Source organism: Mycobacterium sp. ST-F2, from assembly GCF_001905655.1.
In the GTDB taxonomy this organism is placed as follows: domain Bacteria; phylum Actinomycetota; class Actinomycetes; order Mycobacteriales; family Mycobacteriaceae; genus Mycobacterium.
This window is the reverse complement of the sequence record NZ_JMHT01000061.1, coordinates 23,528-38,332: the sequence shown is the minus strand read 5'-3', so window position 1 is coordinate 38,332 and position 14,805 is coordinate 23,528. Positions and strand designations below refer to the sequence as shown.

The 14,805-nt window shown below is 67.4% G+C and carries 10 protein-coding genes; 7 read left to right on the top strand and 3 right to left on the bottom strand.

Annotation, left to right across the window (positions count from 1 at the left end; genetic code table 11):
- Positions 1–11: 11 nt before the first annotated feature.
- Complete coding sequence (locus EB75_RS21085) at positions 12–749, bottom strand: SDR family NAD(P)-dependent oxidoreductase (RefSeq protein WP_073697223.1); 738 nt, start codon at positions 747–749, stop codon at positions 12–14.
- Positions 750–875: 126 nt separating this feature from the next.
- Between EB75_RS21085 and EB75_RS21080 the strand changes: the two genes are divergently transcribed.
- Positions 876–2,657 (top strand): penicillin-binding transpeptidase domain-containing protein, encoded by a 1,782-nt coding sequence (locus EB75_RS21080; RefSeq protein ID WP_073697222.1) that lies wholly within the window; start codon positions 876–878, stop codon positions 2,655–2,657.
- 48 nt (positions 2,658–2,705) lie between these two features.
- Positions 2,706–5,069, top strand: a complete 2,364-nt coding sequence (locus EB75_RS21075) for a lysylphosphatidylglycerol synthase transmembrane domain-containing protein (protein ID WP_073697221.1) — start codon at positions 2,706–2,708, stop codon at positions 5,067–5,069.
- Between the two features lie 165 nt (positions 5,070–5,234).
- On the opposite strand, the gene EB75_RS21070 is transcribed toward EB75_RS21075, so the two are convergent.
- Entirely contained in the window at positions 5,235–5,873 is a 639-nt protein-coding gene (locus EB75_RS21070; protein WP_073697220.1) for a DUF305 domain-containing protein, read from the bottom strand.
- Positions 5,874–5,921: 48 nt separating this feature from the next.
- On the bottom strand, positions 5,922–6,305 hold the full coding sequence (locus EB75_RS21065) for a DUF6153 family protein (protein WP_073697219.1): 384 nt from the start codon (positions 6,303–6,305) through the stop codon (positions 5,922–5,924).
- Between the two features lie 206 nt (positions 6,306–6,511).
- Between EB75_RS21065 and EB75_RS21060 the strand changes: the two genes are divergently transcribed.
- The 5 genes from EB75_RS21060 to EB75_RS21040 all read left to right on the top strand — a co-directional run bounded on the left by EB75_RS21060 (position 6,512) and on the right by EB75_RS21040 (position 14,787).
- On the top strand, positions 6,512–8,335 hold the full coding sequence (locus tag EB75_RS21060) for a fatty acyl-AMP ligase (protein ID WP_073697218.1): 1,824 nt from the start codon (positions 6,512–6,514) through the stop codon (positions 8,333–8,335).
- A 195-nt stretch (positions 8,336–8,530) separates the two neighbouring features.
- Positions 8,531–10,342 (top strand): sulfatase-like hydrolase/transferase, encoded by a 1,812-nt coding sequence (locus EB75_RS21055; RefSeq protein ID WP_073697217.1) that lies wholly within the window; start codon positions 8,531–8,533, stop codon positions 10,340–10,342.
- An 85-nt stretch (positions 10,343–10,427) separates the two neighbouring features.
- Positions 10,428–11,621 (top strand): Fic family protein, encoded by a 1,194-nt coding sequence (locus EB75_RS21050; protein WP_073697216.1) that lies wholly within the window; start codon positions 10,428–10,430, stop codon positions 11,619–11,621.
- 42 nt (positions 11,622–11,663) lie between these two features.
- A complete protein-coding gene (locus EB75_RS21045; RefSeq protein ID WP_073697215.1) occupies positions 11,664–13,274 on the top strand; it encodes a peptide chain release factor 3 in 1,611 nt (536 codons plus the stop codon).
- Between the two features lie 199 nt (positions 13,275–13,473).
- The gene (locus EB75_RS21040; RefSeq protein ID WP_073697214.1) at positions 13,474–14,787 is read left to right on the top strand and encodes a plasmid pRiA4b ORF-3 family protein; all 1,314 of its coding nucleotides are present in this window, start codon (positions 13,474–13,476) and stop codon (positions 14,785–14,787) included.
- The last annotated feature ends 18 nt before the right edge of the window (positions 14,788–14,805 follow it).

The following is a 14,805-nucleotide window of genomic DNA, read 5'->3' as shown; positions in this document are numbered from 1 at the left end:
CCCAGCGCCACCTACGCGTGCCGCGACGTCACTCCCCCGTCGACCACGATCTGGGTCCCGGTGATGAACGACGCCTTCGGCGACATCAGGAACGCGACCGCCGCCCCGATCTCCTCAGGCTGCCCCAACCGACCCAGCGGCGCCGCCGCCACGAACGCCGATTTGACCTCGGGAACGGCCAGGGCGTCGGCCAGCATCGGGGTTTCGATGAAGCCCGGGCACACCGCGTTGACGCGAATTCCCAAGGGGCCCAACTGACCTGCCATCGACCGGGTCAGCCCCAGAAGCCCGGCCTTCGACGCGCAGTAGGCCGGGATGAACGGATTGCCGACCAGCCCTTCGATGCTCGAAATCCCCACGATCGCCGGAGCCGCACCGGCAGCCAGCGCCTTCTCGAAATGCGGCAGTAGCAGCTGAGACAGCAGCGCCTGGGCGCGCAGGTTCACGTCGAGGACGGCGTCCCAGGATTCGGCCGTGAAAGTGCCGACGGGTTCCGGCAGTACACGGCCGGCGGCGTGCACCAGTCCGTCGATGCCGTCCATGACGGCGGCGGCCATTTCGACGGCGGCAGCCATGGAGTCGGTGTCACTGACATCGACGACGACGCCGTGCACGCCAAGCGATGCAGCCACCGCCACCACCTGCGGTGAAATGTCGAACAGTGACACCGCGCGACCGTCGGCGATCAGCGCCTTGGCCGACGCCAGGCCGATACCCGATGCGCCACCGGTAACCACCACACCACTCATGCCAGACCTTTCAATACGCTCCGACGTGTAGCGGAATGCCCGCCGCCCCGGACACTACGCGATACCGGGCCACCCCAGCGTTTCAACGCCGGAATTCATAGCCACTCATGGTTGGCTCGAAGGGTCATGACGAAACGTATTGCGCTGCTACTGGCCTGCACGCTGCTCCTCGGCTCTACCGGATGCTCGATATTTGGCGGCCCGGAACCCGAGGATGCCTTCAACGCGTTTGCTGATGCGTTGCACCGCAAGGACTCCGGCGCTGCGGCCAAGGACACCACCGACGCCGCCGCGTCGGAACCCGTCATCAAGTCCATGTTCGACGGCATGGGCAAAAACGCCACGCTGGACGTCAAGGCCACACCCGGCGACGGCGACAACAAGTCGACCGCCAAGCTCGCCTACACCTGGACACTCGGTCCCGGCCGCGAATTTCGTTACGACACAACGGCAATTGCCACCAAAGTCGGCGACGATTGGAAAATCCGCTGGGCCCCGGCACTTTTGCACGCCAAGCTCCGTCAGGGCAGCACGTTCCAGTTCAGCGAAGACAAGGCTCTGCTGACGCCCGTCGTCGACCGCAACGGCCAACCCCTGCTCAATTGGCAGACCGTCGGCGTCATCACCCTCGGCCGCGACCATCTCGACTCCGCCGCGGCGTTGGCTCCGGTGGTTGCCCGGTTCGACGACACCATCACTGCCGAGTCCATCGCAGGCGAGTTCAACGGCAATCAGGACGACCGCGTCACCGTCGTCAAGCTCCGTGAGGCCGACCTCGCGCAGGTCGCCGACGAGCTCACCCAGATTCCCGGCGTCACCGTCACCAAGCAGGGCGCGCTGCTGACGGTCGATCCCAACCTGCACTCGCCGGCCATCGCCGGGCTGCCCGAGGTGTGGCAGAAGGCCATCGACGCGACCGCCGGCTGGTCGGTGGATCTGGTCGACGACCAGGGCCAGCCGACCGATGAGCTCGCAACCACCGCCCCACAAGACACCAAACCCGTTCGCACCACCCTGGACCCGCGGCTACAGCTCCTCGCGCAGCACGCCGTGTCCACCGATTCCCGCCCGACCGTCCTCGTCGCCATCGCGCCCAGCACCGGTGCCATCCTGGCGGCGGCCCAGAACGACGCGGCCAACGCGCAGGGACCCGTTGCCTTCACCGGCCTCTACCCGCCGGGGTCGACGTTCAAGACCGTCACCACCGCCGCGGCCCTCGAGAAGGGACTCGCCAAGGCCGACACCCCCGAGCCCTGCCCGGGCACGGTGACCATCGAGAACCGCACCATCCCCAACGAGGACAAGTTCGACCTCGGCACCGTGCCGCTCGAGCAGGCCTTCGCGCATTCCTGCAACACCACCATGGCCGCGCTCGCCGACAAGCTGCCCGCCGACGCGCTGCCCAACACCGCCAGGACCCTCGGTATCGGTGTCGACTTCGTCATCCCCGGCATCACGACCGTGACGGGCAAGGTGCCGAACGCCGACACTCCAGCGCAGCGCGTCGAGAACGGCATCGGCCAGGGCACCGTCACCGTCAGCCCGTTCGGGTTGGCGGTCGCCGAGGCCAGCCTCGCGCATGGCGCGACCATCACGCCCACGCTGCTGCCCGGCCAGGAGACCACCGCCAGCACGCCGTCGACCCCGGTCGACAAGGCGACCGCCGACGCGCTGCGCGCCATGATGCGCCTGACCGTCACCGAGGGCACCGCGACCGCGCTCAAGGACGTCGACGGCCTCGGCGGCAAGACCGGCACCGCGGAATTCGGCGACAACACGCACTCACACGGCTGGTTCGCGGGAATCGTCGGGGACCTCGCGTTCGCGACGCTGGTGGTCGGCGGGGATTCGTCGGCGCCGGCGGTGGCGGTCAGCGGGGACTTTCTGCGGCCCGCGCTGGCCGGGTGACGGCGTGCCAATTTCGCCAACTGGCCCGGCGCTTGGGATTCTTGGCTGATGCGGGTTGACGGGCGCGAGGTCGCGGTCTCGGGCAGCCTGCTGCAACCGATCACCCGCCGGACCAACGACATCCTGCGGTTGGTGGCCGCGACGGCGTTCCTCATCACCGTCGTCACCAGCTCGCTGATCACCCGCAACGACTGGGTCCGGCTGGAACGGTCGGTGTCGCGGATCGTCGGCGTGCTCACCCCGACGCAGTCGAACCTGGTCTACATCGCCTACGCCATCGCGATCCTGGCGCTGCCGTTCGTCATCCTGCTCAGCCTGCTGGTGACCAGGCAGTGGAAGCTGCTCGGTCCGTATGCCGCGGCCGGGCTGATCGCGGTGCTGTCGCTGTCCATCAACTCCAACGGCATCGCGGCCCCGAACTGGCATTTCGACCTGTCCGACCGCCTCAACACCGTCTTCTCCCAGTTCCTCGACGACCCGCGCTGGATCGCCCTGCTGGCCGCGGTCCTCACGGTGTCCGGCCCCTGGCAGCCCGCGCGGCTACGCCGCTGGTGGTGGACGCTGCTGCTGGCGTTCGTGCCGATCCATCTGGTGGTCAGCGCCATCGTGCCGGCCCGGTCGCTTCTGGGCCTGGCCGTCGGCTGGTTCGTCGGGGCCCTGGTGGTTCTGGTCAGCGGCACCCCGGCGCTCGAAGTTCCGCTCGCCGGCGCGGTGCAGGCGCTGGCCCGCCGCCAGTTCGACGTCTCGGCCCTGACGGTCGTCCGCCCGGCCGGAACCGGGCCCCTGGTGCTCAGCGCCGACTCCGCCGACGGGACCCGCGCCGTCGTCGAGCTGTACGGACCGAACCAGCGCGTGGGCGGCGCCATGAGCCAGCTCTGGCGCAAGATCACCCTCCGCAACGACGAGACCGCGCCCCTGCAGACGTCCATGCGCCGCGCCGTCGAGCACCGCGCCCTGATGACCATTGCCGTCGGCGATCTCGAGCTCGCGAACACCCGGACCGTGGCGCTCGCGGCCCTCGACCGTGGCTGGACGATGTTCGCGCACAGCCCGGCGATCGGAGTTCCGCTGAACACCGAGACACCGGTCGCCGACGTATGGCGGGCGCTGCACGCCTTGCACCACCATCAGATCGCCCATGGTGATCTGCGGGTCTCCGAGATCACCGTCGACGACCGTTCGGTGGTGTTCGGCGGGTTGGGCAACTCCGAATACGGCGCGTCGGATGTGCAGTTGCAGTCCGACGTCGCGCAACTGCTGGTGACGACGACGGCCATGTACGGCGCCGGGCCGGCCGTGGCCGCGGCCATCGAGCAGTTCGGCGAGGACACCGTGCTGACCGCGTCGGGCCGGCTGACCAAGTCGGCGATGCCGCTGCGGCTGCGCGAGTCCGTGCCCGATTCCGGCGCCGTCATCACGGCGGCCCGCGACGAGGTGAAGCACCAGACCGGCGCCGACCGCATCCAGACCGAGACCATCACCCGGTTCACCCGCAACCAGGTCATCCAGCTGGTGCTGCTCGTCGCGCTGGTGTACGTCGCCTATCCGTTCATCAGCACGGTGCCGACGTTCTTCTCCGAGCTGCGGACCGCCAACTGGTGGTGGGCCCTGCTGGGCCTGGCCGTGTCCGCGATCACCTATCCCGGCGCGGCCATGGCGCTGTGGGCCAGCACCTCGGAATCGGTGAACTTCTGGAAGTTGACCATCATGCAGGTGGCCAACACCTTCGCCGCGACGACGACGCCCGCCGGTGTCGGCGGCCTGGCGCTCAGCACCCGGTTCCTGCAGAAGGCCGGCCTCGGCGCGCTGCGGGCGACGGCCGCGGTGGCGCTGCAGCAGTCGGTCCAGGTGCTCACGCACGTCGCGCTGCTGATCTTCTTCAGCGCGGCCGCCGGTGCGTCCGCTGACCTCTCGCACTTCGTGCCGTCGTCGACGATCCTCTACCTGCTCGCCGGCGCGGCCCTCGGCGTGGTGGGCACGTTCATGCTCGTACCGCGGGCCCGGCATTGGCTGGGCACGGCGGTGCGGCCCCGGCTGAAGGAGGTGTGGGCCGACCTGGTCAACCTGGCCCGCGAACCCCAGCGCCTCGGACTGATCATCTTGGGTTGCGCCACAACGACTCTGGGTGCGGCTCTGGCCCTGTGGGCGAGCGTCGAGGCCTTCGGCGGGTCGACGTCGTTCGTGACGGTGTGCGTCGTGACCATGATCGGTGGCACGCTCGCGTCGGCCGCCCCGACACCCGGCGGTGTGGGTGCCGTGGAGGCCGCGCTGATCGGTGGTCTCGCCGCGTTCGGGCTGCCGGCCGCTGTCGCGGTGCCGTCGGTGCTGCTCTACCGGGTACTGACGTGCTGGCTGCCGGTGTTCGTCGGCTGGCCGGTCATGCGGTGGCTGACCGAGAAGGACATGATCTAGGACGTCCGACGCGGCGTGTCGGCGTCCGGCGTGTCGTTCTGTCTTGTGACACATGCGATCTGAAGCCGTCAACTTTCCCTGACCGGGTCAGGGAAAGTTGACGGTTCCCGGCGAAACTCACCTAGAGAGACCGGCTTCAAAACTGACTACCGGCCTGGCATCGCCTCACATCTTGGCGAGCATGCCGTTCATCGTGGTGATCTCGGCCTGTTGCGCGGCCACAATCGCCTCAGCCATCTTCTTGGCGTCGGGGTTGGCGCCGTTCTTCAGCTCATCATTGGCCATGGTGATGGCGCCCTGATGGTGCTCGACCATCATCTGCAGCCACATCTTGTCGAACGCCGCGCCGGACAGACCCGTCAGCTCGGTCATCTGCTGCGGGGTCATCAGGCCCGGCATCGAGTGCGACATCGTGGCCGATGGCGCGGGCTTGCCGAAGCCGGCCAGCAGCGTCGTCATCTGCTGCATCTCCGGCGCTTGCGCGCCCTCGATGGCCGAGGCCAGCTCCTTGACCTGCTGGTTCTGCGAACGGGTCGGGACCAGCTTGGCCATCTCGACGGCCTGGGCGTGGTGCGGGTACATCATCTGCAGGAACATCACGTCGGCGTCGTTGAAGTTGGCCGCCGGTGCCGTGCTGGTGCCGGACATGCCCGGCATGGAGTGACCGGGCATGTCGTGGCCCGACATCGGCATGGACGAGCTGGTGGCGGTCTGCGTCGAGGCCTGCTCGTTCGGCGGGCTACAGGCAGCGAGCGTGACAGCGGCGGCGGTTGCAGCAATGGCGATGGATGCGATCTTGAACATGGTTGAACTCCTTGAGAATTGGATGGGATTGACGCGGGGCGCGGCCCATCAGATTCGGAGTAGCGACAGTTCCGCGAGGGTCAGGACGGTCCACGGCGGGGCTCTTTGCCTGCGCCGCAACGCCTGTCGAATGCGAGCCTGCACGTGCTGCTGCGGCGCGACGCCCAGCCAGTACAGCAAAGCCAGGCCCAGGATGGTCAGCAGCTCGGTCATGATGAATACACAGGCGTGAAAGCCGTTGTGTCCGTTGCAGTTGCAGGCGTCCGACAAGGACGTATGCGCGGCCGGGACACCCGCGTGCTGATGGACAGCCACCTGCGCATGATGCGACGGGCCGTGCGTCGGCGTGACGGTCAGCGAATGCATGCCGATGATGCCCGCGATGAGGACGAGCATGCCGACGACGCGCAACCGCGTGTTGCCATGCGTCACGTCGGCCTCCGGTTCGGGTATGGGTATCGCCAGCCATAGTACCCGAGGGGGGTATATCTCCGGGAACAAATTCCGCGGCCCGTGGCGGCGGGACGCCGTCCCACCACAGATCACCGGTGGGCCGCGTCACATCGCCCTTCCCGCAGTGGCGACTTTCATAATTGTCTGACTCGTCGGTTAGTTAGATTCGCTATTAGTGTCGACATATGGGTCGGGAAGCCTTGAGTCACAGCATTATTGGGGCGGCGGAGTCGCTGGAGCAATACGTTCAACCGGACGGCAGGATCGTCATACCGGACGGCATCACGCTGACGTCGTTCCTGGAACGCAACCGCGCGGCGATGGGCGACAGCCCGTCGTACCGGTTCATCGATTACGCGCAGAATCCCGACGGCGAGATCATCGAACTCAGCTGGAACGGCCTCTGGACTCAGGTCAACGCCGTCGCGGCCCGCCTGCAGCAGGTGACCGCGCCCCGCGACCGGGTGGCGATCCTCGCCCCGCAGGGCGTCGACTACGTCGCGGCATTCTTCGCGGCCGTCCACGCCGGAAACATCGCCGTGCCACTGTTCGCACCGGCGCTCGCCGGCCACACCGAACGCCTGGCCGCCGTCCTGTCCGACGCCAAGCCGTCCGCGGTCCTCACCACCACCGCGGCCGCCGAAGCGGTCCGCGCGTTCATCAAGACCCTGCCCGCAGCTGAGCGCCCGCGCGTGATCGCGGTCGACGCCGTGCCCGACTCCCTCGCGGACATGCATGTCGACCCGGGCTCCCGTACCGACGACGTCGCCTACCTGCAGTACACCTCGGGCTCGACGCGCACCCCGGCCGGCGTGGAGATCACCCATCGGAACGTGTGCACCAACGTCATTCAGATGATCCTGGCCGGCGGCCTGGACACCGACATCCGCAGCGTCAGCTGGCTGCCGCTGTATCACGACATGGGTTTGATCATGATCATGTTCCCCGCGTTGTGCGGCGGGCAGATCAGCCTGATGGACCCGATGGCGTTCGTCCGCCGCCCCTACCGGTGGATCCGGCGCCTGGCCGACGAGGCCACACACGGCCGGACGTTCGCCGCCGCACCGAATTTCGCGTTCGAGTTGTGTGCACAGCGCGGCCTGCCGCCCGCGGGCGAGGCCCTCGATCTCAGCAATGTCGTGACGCTCCTCAACGGCTCCGAGCCGGTGACGCTGCCATCCATCGAGCAGTTCATGGCAGCCTTCCGGCCCTACGGGCTGCCCGAAACGGTGGTGAAGCCGTCGTACGGCATGGCCGAGGCCACGCTGTCGGTGGCCAGCATCGGCGCCGACGAAAAGCCGTGCGCCACATACCTGGATCGCGAGGAGCTCGCGGCGGGCCGGGCCGTGGTCGTGGGCCGGCATGCCGACGGCGCGGTCCCCCACGTCTCGTGCGGACGGGCCATCCCCGACCAGTGGGTGACCATCGTGACGCCCGACGGCGACGAGGCCGCCGACGGCACGGTCGGCGAAATCTGGTTGCACGGCAACAACATCGGGCAGGGCTACTTCGGCCGGTCCGAGGAGTCCGAGCGGGTGTTCGGCAACAAGCTGCAAACCCGGCAGACCGTCAGCCACGCTGACGGCGCCGAAGACAACGCATTGTGGTTGGCGACAGGCGATCTGGGCGTCTACGTGGGCGGCGAGCTGTTCGTCACCGGCCGCATCAAGGACCTCGTGATCGTCGACGGTCGCAACCACTACCCGCAGGACATCGAGGCGACGGTCAGCCGCGCCTCATCCGCGGTGCGCTCCGGCTACGTGACAGCCTTTGCTGTGCCAGGAGATTCGGGCGAGCAACTGGTCGTGATCGCCGAGCGCGCGGTGGGTGCGGGGCGCGCCGAGTTGGAGCCTGTCGCCGAGGCCGTGCGGGCTGCGGTGTCGCGTCACCATCAGGTTCGCGTGGCCGAGGTGCGGCTCGTTGCCGCCGGGCGCATCCCGCGGACGACGTCGGGAAAGTTGGCCCGCAGCGCGGCGCGAGCGGAGTTTCTCTCCGGTCAATTCGAATAGCCGTCAATTGGCTCGGCAAATGTTGCGCCACTGTCGATTTGGGACCATCGCAATCTAGTGGGGCGCGAGTTGTCAGAAGTTAACAGAACGTTATTTGTCGATCGCGCCAATTTGCGCCATCACAGTCTCCGCTGGTGTTGGATGTCGGGTGTAGCCCCCGGGTAGGGCTCATTTTCCGCCGATGGGAGCACCGAGATGACGCCGCTGCGGCCCGACATCGTCATCCTCATGACCGACGAAGAGCGCGCCATCCCTCCGTACGAGGCCGACGACGTCCTGGACTGGCGCCACCGCACCCTCACCGGCCGCCGGTGGTTCGACGAACACGGCGTCCGCTTCAACCGGCACTACACCGGATCCCTGGCATGCGCGCCCAGCCGACCGACGCTGTTCACCGGGCAGTACCCCGATCTGCACGGCGTCACCCAGACCGACGGCCTCGGAAAGCGTTACGACGACTCGCGGCTGCGGTGGCTGCGCCGCGGCGAGGTGCCGACGCTCGGCAATTGGCTGCGCACCGCCGGATACGACACGCATTACGACGGCAAGTGGCACATCTCGCACGCAGACCTCGAGGACCCGAAGACCGGAAAGCCGCTCGCCACCAATGACTCCGACGGCGTCGTCGACCCGGTGGCCGTGCAGGCGTACCTGGATGCCGACTCGCTGGAACCGTACGGCTTCTCCGGCTGGGTCGGACCCGAGCCGCACGGAGCGGCCATGTCCAACAGCGGGTTTCGGCGTGACCCCTTGGTCGCCGATCGCGTCGTCGCCTGGCTCGAAGACCGTTACGCCCGGCGGCGCGCCGGCGACGCGGACGCGCTGAAGCCGTTCCTGTTGGTGGCCAGCTTCGTCAATCCCCATGACATCGTGCTGTTTCCGGGCTGGGTGCGCAGCAGCCCGCTGCTCGACTACCCCGTCCTGGAACCCCCGCACGTGCCCGCGGCACCCACGGCCACCGAGGACCTGAGCGACAAGCCGGCCGCGCAGGCCGCCTTCCGTGAGGCCTACTACTCCGGCTACGGCCCGGCCGCGGTCATCGAACGTACCTACCGCCGCAACGCGCAGCAGTACCGCGACCTCTACTACCGGTTGCACGCCGAAGTCGACGGCCCGCTGGACCGGGTACGCCGGGCCGTCACCGAGAACGGGTCCGAAAACGCGGTTCTGGTACGAACTTCCGATCACGGCGATCTGCTCGGCGCGCACGGCGGGCTGCACCAGAAGTGGTTCAACCTGTACGACGAGGCCACCCGCGTGCCGTTCGTCATCGCCCGGATCGGAGCCGACGCGACCGCGGCCCGCGACGTCGAGGCGCCGACGTCACACGTCGATCTGGTGCCGACGCTGCTCGGCGCCGCCGGCGTCGACGTCGAAGCAACCGCCGAGATGCTCGCCGCCTCGTTCAGCGAGGTGCATCCCCTGCCCGGCCGCGACCTCATGCCGGTGGTGAATGGTGCTGCGGCCGACCATGATCGGCCGATCTACATCATGACCCGCGACAACATCCTCGAGGGCGACACCGGGGCGTCAGGTGCCGCGCAGGCCATCGGGGCGAACACGAATCCCCCTGCGCTGCTCCGCATCCGGGTGCCGGCGAACGTCGCGGCCAACTTCGAGGGGCTCGTCGCGCGGGTCTCCGACAGCGATGCGCCCGGCGGCGCCGAGCACCTGTGGAAGCTGGTCCGCACCTTCGACGATCCGGCGACCTGGACCGAACCGGGCGTCCGGCATCTGGCGGCCAACAAGCGGGGCGGCGACACCTACCGCTCCGACCCGCTCGACGACCAGTGGGAGCTCTACGACCTGACGGCAGATCCCATCGAGGCCGTCAACCGCTGGGCCGATCCCGACCTGCACGAGCTCCGCCAACACCTGCGGACACACCTCAAGCAGGTCCGCACGGCGTCGGTGCCGGAACGCAACGAGCCGTGGCCGTATGTGAGCCGGCGGCCACCGGAGCCGGGCAGCGCCATCCGCACGCTGCTGTGCCGGTTCCGCCAGTAGCGCTGCGGCCAGCCGGTTGAAGCATCCGACAATTCGCCCAATCCATAGTTTCACTTATGCCCATAAGTGAGCGTATGTTGAATGCATGGTGTCAGATGACTGGCCCGCAGTTGGCTCCGAGGAGCACACGTGGGTGTCTCGGCTGCCATCTGACGTGCTACCCGCCAGACAACGCACCGCCGCGCGCGGCCATTACCGAGCTGCCGTTGTCAGTCCAATCGCCGCGCTGACCCCACGACTGCCCAACGACGTCACAGCCCTCGCTGAAGATGCCACGGTGGCGATCGCTCGCTTCGACTCCGAACTCGGGGCCGAGGTGGCTCCCTTCTCGTCGGTTCTGCTCCGGTCAGAATCGGCCTCGTCCTCGAGAATTGAGAACCTCACTTCGGGAGCCAAATCGATCGCGCTCGCTGAGCTGGGCAGTACCGAAAAGCGGAACGCCACCGAGATCGTCGGCAACGTGGCCGCGATGAAGGCGGCGCTCCAGCTCGCCGATCGCTTGGACGCGAGCGCGATTCTGTCGATGCATCACGCGCTGCTGGCCGCATCCCAACCCAATATCGCCGGGAGGTGGCGCGACGAGCAAGTTTGGATCGGCGGGAATTCGATCAGCCCGCACGGCGCCAAATACATTGCTCCGCACCAGGATCACGTTCCGGAATTGATGGCGGATCTGGTCACCTTCAGCTGCCGCCGCGGACTCCCGGTCTTGAGCCAAGCCGCGATTGCCCACGCACAGTTTGAAACCATCCACCCGTTTGCAGACGGCAACGGACGTACCGGCCGCGCCCTGATCCATGCCATGTTGCGCCGCCACGGACTGGCCAACAACGTCACGGTCCCGGTTTCGGCCGGACTCCTGACGGATACCAACGGCTACTTCGACACGCTGACGGCCTACCGGGGCGGCGAGCCGGCTCCGATCGTGGAGAAACTCGCCCACGCCGCCCTCAGCGCCATCGCCAACGGGCGCGAATTGGTACTCGACCTGCGCACGATTCGGGATGGTTGGAGCGATCGACTGCGCGCCCGGCGGGGTTCGGGAGCATGGCGGCTGATCGAGGTTCTGCCTCGGCAGCCCGTCGTCGATGCCGCAACCGTCGCCGCTGAACTCAGCGTCACGACGCAGAATGCGCTGCGATCCATCGGGGCCCTGACTGACGCGGGCATACTCACGGAATTCACCGGCTTCGGACGTAACCGGATGTGGCAATCCACCGAGGTATTGGCCGCTCTGGACGCATTCGCCGAGCGTGCTGGGCGGCGCCGGCTCGCCTAGATTTACCGATTGCCTACTTGGGCCAATACCATCTCAGGTGCCATGACCGACACCGCCCCAGAAACCCGCTCTACCAGCCGGGTCGCCGCCGAAGCCGCCCGTCGCCGCACGTTTGCCGTCATCAGCCACCCTGACGCGGGTAAATCGACGCTGACCGAGGCGCTGGCACTGCATGCCCGGGTGATCAACGAGGCCGGTGCCATCCACGGCAAGGCGGGCCGCAAGTCCACGGTGTCGGACTGGATGGAGATGGAGAAGGCCCGCGGCATCTCGATCACGTCGACGGCGCTGCAGTTCCCGTACCGCGACTGCGTCATCAACCTGCTCGACACCCCCGGCCACGCCGACTTCTCGGAAGACACCTACCGGGTGCTGACGGCCGTCGACTGCGCCGTCATGCTCATCGACGCCGCGAAAGGCCTTGAGCCGCAGACCCTGAAGCTGTTCCAGGTGTGTAAGCACCGCGGCATCCCGATCATCACGGTGATCAACAAGTGGGACCGCCCGGGCCGGCACGCGCTGGAGCTGATGGACGAGATCCACGAGCGCATCGGGCTGCGGACCACGCCGCTGACCTGGCCGGTCGGCATCGCCGGCGATTTCAAGGGTGTGATGGACCGCCGCAAGGGCCACTACATCCGCTTCACCCGCACCGCCGGTGGCGCCACCGCCGCGCCGGAGGAGCACATTCCCGCCGACAAGGCGCACGATGCCGCCGAGGGTGACTGGGACACCGCCGTCGAAGAGTCCGAACTGCTGTCGATGGACGGCTCGGACTACGACCGCGAGACGTTCCTGGCCGGCGAGTCGTCGCCGGTGCTGTTCACCTCGGCCGCGCTGAACTTCGGCGTCAACCAGCTGCTCGACGTGCTGGTCGACCTGGCGCCCTCCCCAGGCGCGATCGTCGACGTCGCCGGTGAGCCACGTCCGGTCGATTCGCCGTTCAGCGCATTCGTGTTCAAAGTGCAGGCCGGTATGGACACCTCACACCGCGACCGGATCGCCTACGCGCGGGTGTGCTCGGGCACGTTCGAGCGCGGTGATGTGCTGACGCACGCCGGGACCGGCAAGCCGTTTGTGACCAAGTACGCGCAGTCGGTGTTCGGGCAGCAGCGCTCGACGTTGGACGACGCGTGGCCCGGTGACGTGATCGGCCTGGCCAACGCGGCGGCGCTGCGCCCCGGCGACACGCTGTATCGCGATGTGCCCGTGAGCTTTCCGCCGATCCCGAGCTTCTCCCCCGAGTACTTCTCGGTGGTCCGCGGCAAGGATCCGAGCAAGCACAAGCAGTTCCGCAAGGGCATCGAGCAGCTCGACCAAGAGGGCGTGGTGCAGGTGCTGCGCTCGGATAAGCGTGGTGAGCAGGCGCCGGTGTTCGCGGCCGTCGGCCCCATGCAGTTCGAGGTGGCCTCGCACCGGATGGAGACCGAGATCGGGGCGGCCATCACGCTGGAATCTCTGCCGTACCAGGTGGCGCGGATCGTCGAGCCCGAAGACGCCGAGTTCATGAGCAAGCAGGTGTCATGCGAGGTGCTGACCCGCACCGACGGCGTCCTGCTGGTGCTCTTCTCGACGCCGTGGCGGCTCGAAGGTTTCCAGCGGGACAACCCGTCTATCAAGCTTCGGTCTCTGGTGGCGGCAGCGGAGGGATAGGCTCGGGCCGACATGGCTCAGTCGAATCTCTTTGAGCCGCAGGCCACCCCATAGCGGGCTCGCTCAGCGCACCAGACAAACACCGGGACCCAAGTCCCATGCACCACGCGGGCAACCGCCTGAGTTGGTCGACACGACTGTCATCGGCTCGCGTCGGCGCGCCGCAACTCGAAGCCGGCGGCGGCAGTACGGTGAGCACGTGCCTGCTCCCCGCCCGTCAGTTCATCCAGATCTTCGCCGGCCGCGACGCGCCGAGCAGGCGGTCTACCGTGTTCGCATTGACCTCGACAATGCCCGGCCGCCGATCTGGCGTCGACTGGATCTCCGCAGCGATCTCCCTCTGGACGTGGTGCATCAGGCACTGCAAGCCGCATTCGGCTGGGAAGATCGCCACCTGTACCGGTTCTCGCTGGGCGGTTCAGCGTTTGACTCCGACAGCCAAGTGTTCCTGTGCCAATACGACGCGGAGAACCCGGAGATCGAGGGCGACGAAGATGCTCTCCCCGCGGCACAAGTGCACCTGGACGAGATACTGCAGAATCCTGGCGACCAGCTTCAGTATGTCTACGACTACGGCGACAACTGGGATCTCACGCTCACCCTCGAGGAGGTGGCAACCGCGCTCGACGAGGTGCCCGCGGCGGCGCTGGTAGACGGCGAGCGCGCCGCCCCGCCCGAAGATTGCGGCGGATTGACTTACGCGGAGGACCTCGCGAGGGTCCTCGACGATCCCGCTCGGTTCAACGCAGTCGCGATTCGCCAAGCACTCGAGGGGCCGCTATTCGCGATGTTCGCCACCGGTATCGACCGTCGCGCGATCGATCTGATACGACGCCTTCAAGGTGGTCCGGTTGGCGATAGCCTGTCCGGCCGGGCAGCACAACTGATCTCCACGAGCACGACTGTCGACGAGCCAGCCGAATACCTGAGTGCGTACCTATGGTTCCTCAACCGCGCCGGCAACGCCGGCATCCCGCTCACTGCGGCCGGCTACCTCAAACCCGCTGACGTTGAGGCTGCTTCGAAAGTGGTTCCCGCGATGGGCGATTGGTACGGTGCGCAAAATCGCGAGGTGAATTGCATTCCGCTGCTTGAATTTCGCGAGTCACTGCAATCGATGGGGCTGCTTCGAAAGCACAAAGGCACACTGCTTCTGACGCGCGCCGGCGCCGGCGCTCAGCGCGACCCCGCCGCGTTGTGGGATCACCTCGCGGCACGCCTCTCCCCTGCGAACGACGACACATTCGAGGCACACGCCGGCTTCCTCTTGCTCATCTACGCCGCAGGCGCCCAAGACGGGTCACTACCTCTCGACGACGTCGCGGCAGCGCTCAATGAGTTGGGTTGGCGCCACCCGGACCATTCGCCAGTGTCGTCCTACGACCTTTACCGGCTCCCGACGTACAGCGCGCTCATCAACGTCGCGAAACACCCCCGGTCCCGCGCCGACCAACGCCGCATCAGTTCAGGCGCATCCGCGCTGGCACGTGCGGCCCTGCGTCACCAGCACTGATACGTGGCCGTCAACAAG

Coding starts and splice junctions, on each gene's coding strand:
- EB75_RS21085 (WP_073697223.1), bottom strand. CDS start 749: ATGAGTGGTGTGGTGGTTACCGGTGGCGCATCGGGTATCGGCCTGGCG.
- EB75_RS21080 (WP_073697222.1), top strand. CDS start 876: ATGACGAAACGTATTGCGCTGCTACTGGCCTGCACGCTGCTCCTCGGC.
- EB75_RS21075 (WP_073697221.1), top strand. CDS start 2,706: ATGCGGGTTGACGGGCGCGAGGTCGCGGTCTCGGGCAGCCTGCTGCAA.
- EB75_RS21070 (WP_073697220.1), bottom strand. CDS start 5,873: ATGTTCAAGATCGCATCCATCGCCATTGCTGCAACCGCCGCCGCTGTC.
- EB75_RS21060 (WP_073697218.1), top strand. CDS start 6,512: ATGGGTCGGGAAGCCTTGAGTCACAGCATTATTGGGGCGGCGGAGTCG.
- EB75_RS21055 (WP_073697217.1), top strand. CDS start 8,531: ATGACGCCGCTGCGGCCCGACATCGTCATCCTCATGACCGACGAAGAG.
- EB75_RS21050 (WP_073697216.1), top strand. CDS start 10,428: ATGGTGTCAGATGACTGGCCCGCAGTTGGCTCCGAGGAGCACACGTGG.
- EB75_RS21045 (WP_073697215.1), top strand. CDS start 11,664: ATGACCGACACCGCCCCAGAAACCCGCTCTACCAGCCGGGTCGCCGCC.